This window comes from Streptomyces sp. NBC_01314, from assembly GCF_041435215.1.
In the GTDB taxonomy this organism is placed as follows: Bacteria; Actinomycetota; Actinomycetes; order Streptomycetales; family Streptomycetaceae; genus Streptomyces.
The window spans coordinates 2,539,370-2,552,867 of record NZ_CP108394.1 but is presented as its reverse complement, the minus strand read 5'-3'; the positions used below and the strand labels follow the sequence as shown (position 1 = coordinate 2,552,867).

Annotated in this window: 16 protein-coding genes; 10 read left to right on the top strand and 6 right to left on the bottom strand. The window is 69.3% G+C overall.

Features of this window, described 5'->3' with window-relative positions:
• Positions 1-162 precede the first annotated feature (162 nt).
• The 6 genes from OG622_RS11300 to OG622_RS11275 all read left to right on the top strand — a co-directional run bounded on the left by OG622_RS11300 (position 163) and on the right by OG622_RS11275 (position 3,600).
• Positions 163-375, top strand: coding sequence for a hypothetical protein (locus OG622_RS11300; RefSeq protein WP_371575393.1), 213 nt, complete (start codon positions 163-165; stop codon positions 373-375).
• A 110-nt stretch (positions 376-485) separates the two neighbouring features.
• Positions 486-1,004: a hypothetical protein gene (locus OG622_RS11295; RefSeq protein WP_371575391.1), complete on the top strand. Its 519-nt coding sequence runs from the start codon at positions 486-488 to the stop codon at positions 1,002-1,004.
• 529 nt (positions 1,005-1,533) lie between these two features.
• Positions 1,534-1,923 (top strand): hypothetical protein, encoded by a 390-nt coding sequence (locus tag OG622_RS11290; protein WP_371575389.1) that lies wholly within the window; start codon positions 1,534-1,536, stop codon positions 1,921-1,923.
• 55 nt (positions 1,924-1,978) lie between these two features.
• Positions 1,979-2,377 carry a tyrosine-type recombinase/integrase gene (locus OG622_RS11285; RefSeq protein WP_371575387.1) on the top strand — a complete coding sequence of 133 codons (399 nt, stop codon included), beginning with the start codon at positions 1,979-1,981 and terminating at the stop codon, positions 2,375-2,377.
• Positions 2,378-2,395: 18 nt separating this feature from the next.
• Entirely contained in the window at positions 2,396-3,310 is a 915-nt protein-coding gene (locus OG622_RS11280; RefSeq protein ID WP_371575385.1) for a HipA family kinase, read from the top strand.
• A complete protein-coding gene (locus OG622_RS11275) occupies positions 3,307-3,600 on the top strand; it encodes a SelT/SelW/SelH family protein (protein ID WP_371575383.1) in 294 nt (97 codons plus the stop codon). Before OG622_RS11280 ends, OG622_RS11275 begins: the two co-directional genes overlap by 4 nt.
• A 6-nt stretch (positions 3,601-3,606) precedes the next feature.
• Here OG622_RS11275 and aceB read toward each other — a convergent pair whose 3' ends face one another.
• Both aceB and OG622_RS11265 read right to left on the bottom strand, forming a co-directional pair.
• Complete coding sequence (gene aceB, locus OG622_RS11270; RefSeq protein WP_371575380.1) at positions 3,607-5,241, bottom strand: malate synthase A; 1,635 nt, start codon at positions 5,239-5,241, stop codon at positions 3,607-3,609.
• A 187-nt stretch (positions 5,242-5,428) separates the two neighbouring features.
• Positions 5,429-6,088, bottom strand: a complete 660-nt coding sequence (locus OG622_RS11265) for an NTP transferase domain-containing protein (protein ID WP_371575378.1) — start codon at positions 6,086-6,088, stop codon at positions 5,429-5,431.
• 238 nt (positions 6,089-6,326) lie between these two features.
• Here OG622_RS11265 and OG622_RS11260 point away from each other — a divergent pair, with 238 nt between their 5' ends.
• On the top strand, positions 6,327-6,641 hold the full coding sequence (locus tag OG622_RS11260; RefSeq protein ID WP_371575376.1) for a DUF5955 family protein: 315 nt from the start codon (positions 6,327-6,329) through the stop codon (positions 6,639-6,641).
• A gap of 261 nt (positions 6,642-6,902) precedes the next feature.
• Here the strand turns inward: OG622_RS11260 and OG622_RS11255 are convergent, their stop codons facing one another.
• Together OG622_RS11255 and OG622_RS11250 are read right to left on the bottom strand one after the other, a co-directional pair.
• Positions 6,903-7,496, bottom strand: a complete 594-nt coding sequence (locus OG622_RS11255; RefSeq protein WP_371575374.1) for a hypothetical protein — start codon at positions 7,494-7,496, stop codon at positions 6,903-6,905.
• A 260-nt stretch (positions 7,497-7,756) separates the two neighbouring features.
• Positions 7,757-8,560, bottom strand: coding sequence for an IclR family transcriptional regulator (locus OG622_RS11250; RefSeq protein WP_371575372.1), 804 nt, complete (start codon positions 8,558-8,560; stop codon positions 7,757-7,759).
• A 274-nt stretch (positions 8,561-8,834) separates the two neighbouring features.
• Between OG622_RS11250 and allB the strand changes: the two genes are divergently transcribed.
• Entirely contained in the window at positions 8,835-10,175 is a 1,341-nt protein-coding gene (gene allB, locus OG622_RS11245) for an allantoinase AllB (protein WP_371575370.1), read from the top strand.
• Positions 10,176-10,227: 52 nt separating this feature from the next.
• On the top strand, positions 10,228-11,358 hold the full coding sequence (gene alc / locus OG622_RS11240) for an allantoicase (protein ID WP_371575369.1): 1,131 nt from the start codon (positions 10,228-10,230) through the stop codon (positions 11,356-11,358).
• 142 nt (positions 11,359-11,500) lie between these two features.
• On the opposite strand, the gene OG622_RS11235 is transcribed toward alc, so the two are convergent.
• The gene (locus OG622_RS11235; RefSeq protein WP_371575368.1) at positions 11,501-12,304 is read right to left on the bottom strand and encodes an SDR family oxidoreductase; all 804 of its coding nucleotides are present in this window, start codon (positions 12,302-12,304) and stop codon (positions 11,501-11,503) included.
• Between the two features lie 238 nt (positions 12,305-12,542).
• On the opposite strand from OG622_RS11235, the gene OG622_RS11230 reads away from it, so the two are divergent.
• Positions 12,543-13,169 carry a dihydrofolate reductase family protein gene (locus OG622_RS11230; RefSeq protein ID WP_371575366.1) on the top strand — a complete coding sequence of 209 codons (627 nt, stop codon included), beginning with the start codon at positions 12,543-12,545 and terminating at the stop codon, positions 13,167-13,169.
• A 91-nt stretch (positions 13,170-13,260) separates the two neighbouring features.
• Here OG622_RS11230 and OG622_RS11225 read toward each other — a convergent pair whose 3' ends face one another.
• Entirely contained in the window at positions 13,261-13,464 is a 204-nt protein-coding gene (locus tag OG622_RS11225; protein WP_371575364.1) for a hypothetical protein, read from the bottom strand.
• Positions 13,465-13,498: the final 34 nt, after the last annotated feature.

Genomic DNA, 13,498 nt, shown 5'->3' with positions numbered 1-13,498 from the left:
TGCAGCGCTGTCGTGCAACCGTGCGATTCTGGTGACAGGAGCCAGCACAGGGCAATAGAGTTTTGAGACAGTAGTGAAATCGCCGACGCCTCTCACCTCGAGTCGTCGTGAGCGAATCGAGTGCCTTTGAGCGTTCGCGTGGCGGCCTCCACACTGGGGGCCGTGCCAGTCCAGGCACGGGCCGGTGGCGTCGCCTTTTGGCTGCTGACCGTTGCAGGCGTCGCTGACCGCGCCGACCTGTACCTGGTACGGGCCCTGCCCAACAACGCCGAAGAACAGGTTCACGGCCAGGCCCAGTTCCTCGACCGTACCGTCGCGCAGCCGTACCGTCGCGCAGCCGTACCGTCGCGCAGCCGTACCGTCGCGCAGCCGTAGCGGCCAGGGGTGGCCGGCGTTGACGATCACGGCTGTGGCGTTGTTCGGCGGAGCTGTCCTCGCCGGCGTGCGATCGTCAACGTGACCGTCCATATCCGCGCCTGACCTCCATGGTCAGGCGCGGCCAAGCATGCGAAACGCTCCGTCATGATGAGCTGCTCGACCCGGACGAGCTGTATGTGGATGATGCCAACGAGGCCCTGGTCTTCCGGCACGAGAACCAGGGAGCCGCATCCTGGGGCATACTCCTCGACAGCCTCCGGGACGACGATCCCACTGTGTTCATCCGGCTCGACCTCGGGGACGAGAGCGCGGAGCGGTGGGAGGACTGGCTGGTGCGCTTGTCCCTCTGCTTCGTCGAGATTGTCATGTCCGAGTCCCTGCAGGCTGATGAAGATCTCTGTGACTTCCTCACCCCGGACGAAGACACCATCGAGTTGCTGGAGGCGAACTCTGCCCGGCTGCCGTTCCCGGGCTGTCCCACCGGCCAGGAACACGGATCCCGGTGGTTCCTTGGACAGGACGTCCTCTTGCGAGACGACGACGGCGCGGTCCTGGCCCGCGGACGGACGGCGGAAGACGTCGATCGCGTTCGTGAGTTGATCCGAGGCGACTGGCTGAACGGCTGACGCTGACCGTGTCCCGGGCACTCCTGCTGGTCAGCTGTTCGCATCGGAGTCAGGCGCCGTGACCCGACGGGCGACCATGGGAGCTACCCGACCACCGCCAGTGGGGGTCCCTAGCCGGCCGCAGCGTGCTGCGTCAACCCGCTGCTGAGCCGCGAGTACGTCAACCTCCTCTTCCACTACTACGCCTCCCTGCGGCCAACAGCCTTCGGGTTGATTCGCGCCTTGCATGTACCTTTGCGGCCTTCCGGGCGTCGACCCGCATGCCTGTTTTGCCTGCTTCTTGGCATCAGATTCCGCCTGGTTAGCAATGGGCCGAAAGGTTTCCGCCAGCACGGAGCTTCCCGGCATTTCAGGCTGTAGGCATTAGCAATAAATAAATCAAAAGCGGATCAAAATGCATGCCGCAATCCATCCCTAAACGCCCAATGAGGACCGGAGAGGGGAACCGCGGAAGGCACGCCTTCACATCATTCCGTATCTGGGGCAACTCCCGCTCAGGAACATCACGGCGGCGGATCTGCGTGCGTACATGGCGAAGTCGGAGGCCACCGTCTCCTCGGTCGACTATCGGCGCGGCATCCTTTCCGAGCTGTCCTCCATTCTGGAGGCTGCCGTCGATGACAAGCGGCTCGCCAGGAACCCCATGCACGCGAAGTCCGTGCGGTGGCCCAAGGCGCCGCAGGAGCGCCGCGAAGCTTGGCTGTTGGGGACGGCGCGGCGAGTCCGCGACGTCATCAGCCCGCGAAACCGGATAGCCGTCGTACTCGGTCTGGGCTGCGGGCTCCGCCAGGGCGAGGTGTTCGGATTGAGCCCGGAGGACATCGACTACGCGAGAGGCGTGCTTCACGTCCGCCGCCGAGTCCAGGCGATCAGGGGGAGGCTGTACTTCACCCTGCCGAAGGGAAGAAGACCCGCGTGAACAGCGGAAGAGGTTCTCCCTGCTGCTCACCACGCGATTCGGCAACGCCATTGCGGTGAACACGTGGAACACCTACTCCTGGAAGCCCGCCTTGGCCAAGGCGGGCGTCATCCCGCCGCGCGACGATGGAGCGAAGGACTGGCAGTGGGGGGCAGCGCCGAAGGACGGCTTCCATGTGCTGCGGCACACCTGTGCCTCGATCATGCTGGAGGCTGGAGAGTCCGTGGTGACCGTGGCGCGGTGGCTCGGGCACTCCTCGCCGGCGATCACCCTCGGTTACTATGCTCACTTCATGCCGGAGGCTGGAAGCAAGGGGCGGACGGCTATTGACGGACTGCTGGGGAGGGAGATCTGCACGCCGGTCCAAACTCCCCAGATTCTCCCCAGGGCTGATGGCGGGCGGTTCCCGCTGTCTGACGCCTCCGAGGTCGGCCATGGATTGCAAGGTCAATGAGGTAGGTGGTCTAAGAAAGTGCTGAGGGAAGTCGCCGCAACTCGCTACATCGAACCCCTCCGGGCGGGCGGCTCCGTTCCCGGGATCGTCGAGGCCGACGACCTGGGCACGTACGTCGTGAAGTTCACCGGCTCGGCGCAGGGGCGCAAGGCGCTGGTCGCGGAGGTGATCGTCGGTGAGCTGGCGCGGGCGCTCGGCCTGCGCTTTCCCGAGCTGGTCCTCGCGCACTTCGACCCGGCGATCGCCGAGAGCGAGCCCCATCAGGAGGTGCGGGAACTGCACGGCGCGAGCGCCGGCCTCAACCTCGGCATGGACTACCTGCCGGGAGCCAAGGACTTCACCCCGGCGGTCGCGAAGGAGTTCCGGGTGGACCCCCTCGAAGCCGGGCGGATCGTCTGGCTCGACGCCCTCACGGTCAACGTCGACCGCACCGTGCACAGTTCGAACCTCATGATCTGGCCCACGCTCGGCGTCGCGCCCGCGCGCCTCTGGCTGATCGACCACGGCGCGGCCCTCGTCTTCCACCACCGCTGGGATGCCTCAGACCCCACCAGAACGTACGACTTCCGCCACCACGCCCTGGGCCACTACGCCCCCGACGTACGCGCGGCGGATGCCGAGCTCGCGCCGAAGGTGACGGAGGAGCTGCTGCGGCGGATCGTCGCGGAGGTCCCGGACGCCTGGCTGCCCACCGAGGACGGCTTCGCGTCGCCCGACGAGGTCCGCGACGCCTACGTCCGCTACCTCCACGCGCGCGTGGAGGCCTCCGCCGCCTGGCTCCCCACCGACTTCCCCACCCAGGAGGAACGCGTCGCCGAGGAGGCCCTCCGCGCGGCGAAGACACGGCGAGGCCGTCCGGACTGGCTCAAACAGGTCCCCGACCTGCACGGCGAACCGGCGGCGGAACAGGATTGGTCGGTGCACCTCGGATGAGCCCCGTCGTACAGATCGAGTACTGCACCCAGTGCCGCTGGCTGCCGCGTGCGGCCTGGCTGGCGCAGGAGCTGCTCACCACCTTCGAGGCGGAGATCGGCGAACTGTCCCTCAAACCCGGCAAGGGCGGCGTCTTCGTCGTACGCGTCGACGACGAGGTCGTCTGGGACCGACGCGACCAGGGCTTCCCCGAGCCCACCGCGGTCAAGCAGGCCGTACGCGACCGAGTGGCCCCGGGGAAGTCCCTGGGCCACTCGGACAGGGCCGCGCAGGAGCAGGCCGGCTCATGAGCCGGGTCAGCCCTTGAGCTGCTCGTACGCCGGCAGGGTCAGGAAGTCGGCGTAGTTCTCGTCGAGGGCGACCTGGAGGAGCAGGTCGTGGGCCTGCTGCCAGTGGCCGGCCACGAAGGCCTCCTCGCCGATCTCGGCGCGGATGGCGGCGAGTTCCTCGGCGGCGACCTTGCGGGCCAGCTCCGGGGTGGCCTTCACGGATTCTCCGGCGTGCTCGAACTCGACGCCCGCGTTGATCCACTGCCAGATCTGGGAGCGGGAGATCTCGGCGGTGGCCGCGTCCTCCATGAGGTTGAAGATGGCGACGGCGCCGAGTCCGCGCAGCCAGGCCTCGATGTACCGGATGCCGACCTGGACGGCGTTGACGAGACCGGGGTACGTCGGCCTGGCGTCGAGGGAGTCCACGGCGATCAGGTCGGCTGCCTTGACGTCGACGTCCTCGCGGAGGCGGTCCTTCTGGTTCGGCTTCTCGCCGAGGACCGCGTCGAAGGAGGCCATCGCGATCGGGACCAGGTCGGGGTGGGCGACCCAGGAACCGTCGAAGCCGTCGTGCGCCTCACGGTCCTTGTCGGCCTTGACCTTCTCGAACGCGATCTTGTTGACCTCCTCGTCGCGCCGCGACGGGATGAACGCGGCCATGCCGCCGATCGCGTGGGCGCCGCGCTTGTGGCAGGTGCGGACGAGGAGTTCGGTGTACGCCCGCATGAAGGGGGCCGTCATCGTGACCGCGTTGCGGTCCGGGAGGACGAACCTGGCTCCGCCGTCCCGGAAGTTCTTCACGATCGAGAAGAGGTAGTCCCAGCGGCCCGCGTTCAACCCCGAGGCGTGGTCGCGGAGTTCGTAGAGGATCTCCTCCATCTCGTACGCGGCCGTGATCGTCTCGATCAGGACGGTCGCGCGGACGGAGCCCTGCTCCACGCCGACCTGGTCCTGCGCGAAGACGAACACCTCGTTCCAGAGGCGGGCCTCCAGGTGCGACTCCGTCTTGGGAAGGTAGAAGTACGGGCCCTTGCCGAGGTCGAGCAGCCGCTGGGCGTTGTGGAAGAAGTACAGGCCGAAGTCGACGAGCGCGCCGGGGACGGGGGTGCCGTCGGCGTCGACGAGGTGACGCTCGTCGAGGTGCCAGCCGCGCGGGCGCATGACGACCGTCGCCAGTTCCTCGTTCGGGCGCAGGGCGTACGACTTGCCGGTGCGCTCGTCGGTGAAGTCGATGTTCCGGGTGTAGGCGTCGGCCATGTTCACCTGGCCGAGGACCACGTTCTCCCAGGTCGGGGCAGAGGCGTCCTCGAAGTCCGCGAGCCAGATCCTCGCCCCGGAGTTCAGCGCGTTGATCGTCATCTTGCGGTCGGTGGGGCCGGTGATCTCGACGCGGCGGTCTTCCAGGGCGGCGGGGGAGGGTGCCACCTTCCAGGAGTCGTCGGCGCGGATCGCGGCGGTCTCCGGGAGGAAGTCGAGCGTGGAGGTGCGGGCGATCTCGGCACGGCGCTCGGCGCGGCGGGCCAGCAGTTCGTCACGCCGGGGCGTGAACCGGCGGTGCAGTTCGGCCACGAAGGCGAGGGCGGCGGGGGTGAGGACCTCGTCCTGGCGGGGCAGGGGCTCGGCGTCGACGATGGCCAGCGTGGACGGCGCTGGTGCGGACATGAGCTGTCACTTCCTTCAGCGGGCGTGGCACCGGGTGTCAGTCGACCCGGGTCGGGCTGGGAACGCCCTCGGATGGGCCGGGCGCTTCTGAGCAGTGGATACTAGTTTCCTCATGGTGGAAGTTCAATGTTTTGTTGATGTCGAGATTCTTTGGGTCGAGGCATGGTGGCGCCGGGTGTCACCCCGTTCACTCCAGGTGGACGAGGTCGGCCTCGGTGTCGATGTCGTACGGTCTGGCCACGTCCCCGCATTCGACGAGCGTGATCGAGTCGCTGTGGGCCTTCAGATAGGCGCGCGCCCCTCGGTCGCCGGTGGCGGTCGCGGCGATCTCCGCCCAGTGGTCGGCGCCGAAGAGGACGGGGTGACCCCGCACGCCGTCGTACGCGGCTGCCGCGAGCGATCCGCTCGACCCGTACGCGGCGAGGACGCGGGCCACCGCCTCCGGGCCGATGCCCGGCTGGTCGACGAGCGAGACCAGGGTGGCGTCGGCGCCCGTCCCGGTCAGCGACGTCAGCCCGGCCCGCAGTGACGAGCCCATGCCCTCGGCCCACTCCGGGTTGTCGACCAGCACGCAGCCGGGCAGTTCGGCCCGGTCGCGTACGGTCGCGGCCTCGGCGCCGAGGACCACGTGGATCCGGGCGCAGCCGCCCGCCCGCAGGACCCCCACCGCGTGTTCGACCAGGGGGCGGCCGCGGTGGGTCAGCAGGGCCTTGGGCCGCCCGCCGAGGCGCCGCCCGCCGCCGGCCGCCAGCAGCAGCCCCATGACCTCGCCCCCTCCGGCCGCCGCGGCAGGGGCTGTGGGTCGGGCCGCGTTCCGGGGTGGGTTCTGGGCCTCGTGGTGCGTCATGTCCCCCTGCATACCCGACCGGGCGTGGGTGTCCCGTGAAGCCGGACGGACCGGGAGTCGGCTTTGTGATTCCGGGGGACTGAATTTCGGTCCCCGTAGTGGCGCTCGCCACACGGATTGGCGTTAACTGGCCCGCGCCACCCCCGGCGCCCGACCGACGCCACCGGGTGGTCGGCCGTGCTCGGGCGTACGGCCATGACTCGCGCACGAGGGAGTGGGCGAGAGGGGGGAGAGGGCTGTGTTGCGGAGCTTGGGGCAGAGGCCAGTGACCGGCAGTGACGAGGATCCGAGGGTGGCGGGGCTGCGGTCGGCCGTGTCCCGGTTGCGTCGTGAACTGGCCGCGCATCCGGCCGAGTTCCCCGATCGGGGGATCGCGGAGGACGAGTTGGCGGCGCTCGCGGCGATGGTCGTCACCGGTATGCCCGAGGTGCCGCGGCTGCGTCGGTCCCTGTTGCTGATCGCGGGGTCGATCGGGTCCGTCAGCGCGTTGGCGAAGGGACTGGCGGAGGTCCGTACGGCGGTGGAACTGTTCGGGGGACCTCCGAGGCGCTGAGGGTGCCGCTCCCCGCCACGATCTGAACCGCCGGGTCCGGCGGTGTAATTCACCCAGCCATTCATGGGGCCGCAACCATTTCGGGTGCGGCCCCACGATTTTACGCTTATTTTCACCCCGAGTTCCTGGTCCTCAAGTCCGGACCAAAGGCCGCGGCGGACAGGAACGGGAATTCTCGGGTGGAGACGGACGAGAAGGCCGGCTCATTTCCTTCGGCAGTCGGCAGTCGGCAGTCGGCGAGCGGAGAACGGCCGGTGCGGGTCAGCACACCCAGAGACCGTCGGCCTTGTCATTGTTGGCGCTGCCGACGTTGGAGCTGGACGACGGAGCCGTGGACGTCCACAGCAGGGCCCAGGACGAACCCGTCCAGTTGTACACGTGGGTCTGGGTGCCTCGGCTCTGGTTGTTGTGCCAGGACGTGGTCTGGTCGATGAAGCCCCAGTTGGAGAGGTTCTCGAAGTTGCAGTCCGACCAGGTCAGGCGACGGCCGTCGAAGTTGGAGTGCTCGTAGAGACACGTCCACAGGTAACTGCAGTTGGGCGTGCCGAGCGTGCCCCTGGGCTCGTTGACGGCCCGGGCCTTCTTCTCGCCCGGCAGCGGGAAGGTCATCACGGCCTTGCCGTCACGCCATGCGACCTGGTTGACGCCGATCTGCTCACCGCCGGGAGTGACGGCCATCTGTTTGTCGATCTGCCGTTGCAGGTCGGCGACTTCGCTCTTGCTCAGACCTGCTTGTTGGGCCTGTGTAGTGATGGTGCGCTGGAGTTCGGTCGACGCGGAGGACGGTCCCGCCATTCCGAGCACGGCCATGGCGCCGGCGGCGAGGGTGACACCGATCTTGGTTCTCGTGCGCATGGGATCTGGTTCCCTTCGATCACGAAGCTCCGGGAATTCCCGAGCGCTGGAAACGCTAATTGACCCGCTGATCGCGAGGCAGGGTATTTCCGGCTTTTCATTGACCGAAACATGCCATGATCGGTAATTGGGAAATGGACTGGCGTTTTCCTCTTGTGAGGGTGTGCCTATGATCCTTTCCGACCGCGTCTTCCGGTCTTTCCGATCTTTCGCCGTCGTGGCGAAATTTCTTCGACCGGTTTCGTGGGCAGTCGGGTGGGTCAGCCGCCCGCGCCCGAACTCGCCAGTGCCTCCGACAGTTCCACCGCCACCTGCTGCAGCACCGGCACGATGCGTTCCGTCGCCGTCTCGGTGACCCGTCCGGCCGGGCCGGAGATGGAAATGGCCGCGGCGGTGGGGGAGTTGGGGACGGAGACCGCGAGGCAACGGACGCCGATCTCCTGTTCGTTGTCGTCGACCGCGTAGCCGAGGGCGCGTACGTCGTGGAGGGCGGCGAGGAAGCCGTCGGGGGTGGTGATCGTCTTGTCCGTGGCGGCCGGCATGCCCGTCCGGGCCAGCAGGGCGCGGACCTCGTCGGCCGGGAAGCCCGCGAGGAGGGCCTTGCCGACGCCGGTCGAGTGGGGCAGCACCCGTCGGCCCACCTCGGTGAACATCCGCATGGAGTGCTTGGACGGCACCTGGGCGACGTACACGATCTCGTCACCGTCGAGGAGCGCCATGTTCGCCGTCTCGCCGGTCTCCTCCACGAGACGCGCGAGGTAGGGGCGGGCCCAGGTGCCGAGCAGCCGGGACGCGGACTCGCCGAGGCGGATCAGGCGCGGGCCGAGGGCGTACCGCCGGTTGGACTGCTGGCGTACGTAGCCACAGACGACCAGCGTCCGCATCAGCCGGTGGATGGTCGGCAGCGGCAGCCCGCTGCTCGCGGACAGCTCGCTGAGGCCCACCTCGCCGCCGGCGTCCGCCATCCGCTCCAGCAGATCGAAGGCGCGCTCGAGGGACTGGACACCACCGGTGGACGACTTGGTGGAGCCGGTCGTGTGGGCGCTGGCGCTGGACGTCGGCACGGGCGCGGTCCTTTCGGATGGCAGGGGAGGTCGCAGCCTACCGGGCAGTTCGTTGACTACTCGCTCGTGCGTCACTACGTTCTGCTCGGTGGAAGTCTAATTCCGTCTTGCGAAAACCTCCAGAGTGGATGGGGTGGGAGCACAGTGGAAGGGTGCGCCCTTGACCGGAGCGGGGGTGGGAGTGAAAACTCCTTCAACAGAACGTTGAATTCCGTTACGTGGAAGTAAATACCGTTACGCGGAAGTGAACAGCGGTACGGCGAGAGGGGTCCCGGTGTCCGAGACTGAACTGGTGTTGCGCTCGACGCGCGTCATCACCCCCGACGGATCGCGCCCCGCCGCGGTCGCCGTCGCGGACGGCAGGGTCACGGCCGTACTCCCGTACGACGCAGACGTGCCGTCCGGCGCCCGTCTGGAGGACCTCGGCGACCACGTCCTGCTGCCCGGCCTCGTCGACACCCATGTGCATGTGAACGACCCCGGCCGCACCCACTGGGAGGGCTTCTGGACCGCCACGCGCGCCGCGGCGGCCGGCGGCATCACCACCCTCGTCGACATGCCCCTCAACTCCCTTCCGCCCACCACCACGGTCGACCACCTCCGTACGAAGCGCCAGGTCGCCGCCGAGAAGGCCCACATCGACGTCGGCTTCTGGGGCGGCGCCCTGCCCGACAACGTCAAGGACCTGCGGCCGCTGCACGACGCCGGGGTCTTCGGCTTCAAGGCGTTCCTGTCGCCGTCGGGCGTGGACGAGTTCCCGCACCTCGACCACGACGGTCTCGCCCGGTCCCTGGCCGAGATCGCCGGCTTCGGCGGACTGCTCATCGTCCACGCCGAGGATCCGCGTCACCTCGACGCGGCACCGCAGCGGGGCGGCCCCAGATACGCCGACTTCCTCGCCTCCCGCCCGCGCGACGCCGAGGACACCGCCATCGCGGCCCTCATCGCGCAGGCCCGGCGGCTCGACGCACGCGTCCACGTCCTCCACCTCTCCTCCAGCGACGCGCTCCCGCTGATCGCCGAGGCCAAGCGGGACGGCGTACGCATCACCGTCGAGACCTGCCCGCACTACCTCACCCTCACCGCCGAGGAAGTCCCGGACGGGGCGAGCGAGTTCAAGTGCTGCCCGCCCATCCGGGAGTCCGCCAACCAGGACCTCCTCTGGCAGGCCCTCGCGGACGGCACGATCGACTGCGTGGTCACCGACCACTCCCCGTCGACGGCCGACCTGAAGACCGACGACTTCGCCACCGCCTGGGGCGGAATCTCCGGCCTGCAGCTGAGCCTCGCGGCGGTCTGGACGGAGGCCCGCAGGCGCGGTCACGGCCTGGAGGACGTGGTCCGCTGGATGTCGTCGCGCACGGCCGAACTGGTCGGCCTGGACGACCGCAAGGGCGCCATCGAGGCCGGCCGCGACGCCGACTTCGCCGTCCTCGCCCCGGACGAGACCTTCACCGTCGACCCGGCCGCACTCCACCACCGCAACCGCGTCACCGCGTACGCCGGCAAAACCCTGTACGGCGTGGTCAGGTCCACCTGGCTGCGCGGCGAACGCATCGTCGTGGACGGCGAGTTCACCACCCCGAAGGGGCAACTTCTCACCCGGACCCCCTGATTCACCCTCCGCACCCGCAGCGGCCGACAACCGAAAGGCAGACCTGATCATCGTGACGGCGCAGCAGCACTCCCCGCTGGCGAGCTTCACCGGCGACGCGAGCCCGTACGGCGGCGGTGACCCGTACGCGGACTACCGCACCGCCGACTTCCCCTTCACCCGGTACGCCGACCTCGCCGACCGCAGGCTCGGCGCCGGTGTGGTCGCCGCCAACGACGAGTTCTTCGCCCAGCGCGAGAATCTGCTGGTGTCCGAGCGCGCAGAGTTCGACCCCGAGCACTTCGGGCACAAGGGCAAGATCATGGACGGCTGGGAGACACGGCGCCGCCGGGGCGCCTCGGCCGACCACCCCTGGCCGACGGCCGACGACCACGACTGGGCCCTGATCCGCCTGGGCGCGCCCGGCGTTGTCCGCGGGATCGTCGTCGACACGGCCCACTTCCGCGGCAACTACCCGCAGGCGGTCTCCGTCGAGGGCGCGTGCGTGGCCGGTTCCCCGTCGCCCGAGGAACTGCTCGCCGACGACGTGAAGTGGACGACCCTCGTCCCGCGCACCCCGGTCGGCGGCCACGCGGCCAACGGCTTCCAGGTCTCCGTCGAGCAGCGCTTCACCCACCTCCGCCTGAACCAGCACCCCGACGGGGGCATAGCCCGCCTCCGCGTGTACGGCGAGGTCGTACCGGACCCGGCCTGGCTGGCCGCCCTCGGCACCTTCGACGTGGTCGCCCTGGAGAACGGCGGCCGTGCAGAGGACGCCTCCAACCTCTTCTACTCACCCGCCACCAACACCATCCAGCCCGGCCGTGCCCGGGTGATGCACGAGTGCTGGGAGACCCGCCGCCGACGTGACCAGGGCAACGACTGGATCCGCTACCGTCTCGCCGCCCAGTCCGAGATCCGCGCCCTGGAGATCGACACCGCGTACCTCAAGGGCAACGCGGCGGGCTGGGCCACGGTCTCGGTGAAGAACGGCGACGACGGCGACTGGACCGAGATCCTCCCCCGCACCCGCCTCCAGCCCGACACCACCCACCGCTTCGTCCTCGACAGCCCGGCCGTGGCCACCCACGCCCGCGTCGACATCTACCCCGACGGCGGCATCTCCCGCCTACGCCTCTTCGGCACCCTGACGGAAGAGGGCGGGACCCGCCTGTCGGCCCGCCACCAGGAACTGGGCGGCTAGCGGCTCCGCAGGCGATCCGAGGGGCACGGCCCCGTGTCCTTCAGGGGGCGCGGGGATCCGCGCGAGATGCCACGAAGCTCCGGCATGTAGGCATGTAGGCATGCATGTGCGTACGCGCGTAGCCACATACGCCGGCGCCCCCTTACGCCGCATGCCCCCCGTCCACCGAGAACTCCGCCCCGGTCACGTAGTCCGCCCCCGCCAGGTAGGCCACCATCGACGCCACCTCCGCAGCCGTCCCGAACCTTCCCAACGCGGTCATTTCCGCCTGCCCCGCCGCATACGGCCCACTCGCCGGATTCATGTCCGTGTCCGTCGGCCCCGGATGCACGACATTCGCGGTGATCCCCCGCCCACCCAGCTCCCTGGCAAGCGCCTTCGTCAACCCGACCAGCGCCGACTTGCTCATCGCGTAGAGCGTCCCGCCGGGACCGGGCACCCGCTGCGTCATACACGTCCCGACGGTGATGATCCGACCGCCGCGCCCCATCCGGCCCGCTGCGGCCTGGGACGCCAGGAAGACGCCCCGCACGTTCACGGCGAGCACCCGGTCCACCTCGGCGAGCGGCAGGCTCTCCAGCGGCCCCAGCACCCCGACACCCACATTGTTCACGAGCACGTCCAGCCGCCCGCCCAGCGCCTCGGCCGCCAGCCGCACCGCGCCCGCCGCCTCCCCGGGGTCCCCGGAGTCCGCGCGCAGGGCCACCCCCCGCCGTCCGAGCGCCTCCACGGCCCGTACGACCTCCTCGGCGCCCTCCTTGCCACGTACATAAGTGACGGCCACGTCCGCGCCCTCCCGGGCCAGTCGCACCGCCGTAGCGGCACCGATGCCGCGGCTGCCGCCGGTCACGAGCGCGACCTTGCCGTCGAGAGGCCGGTCGCCGTTCGCACGGTCGCCGTCGTTCGAGGGGCCGCCGTCGTTCAGATTTGCCTGCTCATCAGTCATGCCCCCATCCCACTCCCCACCCCGCCCGACCGCTGGCGGCGAACGGACGTCGAGGTCCCGCCGGGAGCGGCCCGCGGCCCGGAACCGCGCCCCACCGATGAGTTGCGGGCCCCACCGGGGTCTGCCCTGATGACAAGAGACCTCACAGGGCAACGGGCCCGCCGGACCGAGAGTCCCCCGGACGACCGGTCCACCGGGCAACGGCTCCCTCCCCGCACACCGAAAGCAGGCACCCGCCATGGGCAAGCTCTCCCTCACCTCCTTCGTCACCCTCGACGGCGTCCACCAGGCCCCCGGCGGCCCCAACGAGGACCGCCGCGACGGCTTCGAACACGGCGGCTGGAGCGTCCCGTACGGGGACGAGGACTTCGGACGGTTCATCGACGGAGTCTTCGGCCGCGTCGGCGCCTTCCTGCTGGGCCGCAGGACGTACGAGATCTTCGCCGCCCACTGGCCGAAGGTCACCGACCCGGCGGACCCGGTCGCGGGGAAGCTGAACTCCCTTCCCAAGTACGTCGTTTCGAACACCGTCACGAACCCGGAATGGAACGGCACGACCGTGGTCTCGGGCGACCTCGCCAAGGAGATCACCGCACTCAAGGAACGCACCGACGGTGAGGTGCAGGTCCACGGCAGCGGAGACCTCGCCCAGTCGCTGTTCGCTCTCGACCTGGTCGACACTCTGCACCTGCTGACGTTCCCGGTCGTCCTCGGCGCGGGCCGCCGTCTCTTCGCCGAGGGCGCTCTCCCGACGGCGTTCCGCCATGCCGGGGGCAGCGTCACGAGCACCGGCGTCTCGATCCAGACGTACGAGCGCGTGGGCCGCCCCGAGTACGGCACGTACGAACTTCCGGAGAACGCCTGACCAGCGCCGGGCGACCTGCCGTCGCAGGCACGCACCGCCTCACCCGTACTCATGGCTCTGCGGCATCACCCGGACCTACGGCTCTCCGACATCACCCGGACTTACGGCTCTCCGCCGCCGCGAACAGGGCGAGCGCCAGGACGATCAGCGCGATGCCGGCATAGATCTCGTAGCCGTCCAGGGCGCTCCACCGCTGCGTCACCCCCCACCCCAGCTTGCCGGTGAGTTCGTACACGAGACCGCCCGTGCCCTGCAGCAGGGCGACGAACCCGAGAAACTCCAACAACTGCTTCATGTCCAGAATCCTCGCCCCACGGTCCCCCACATTC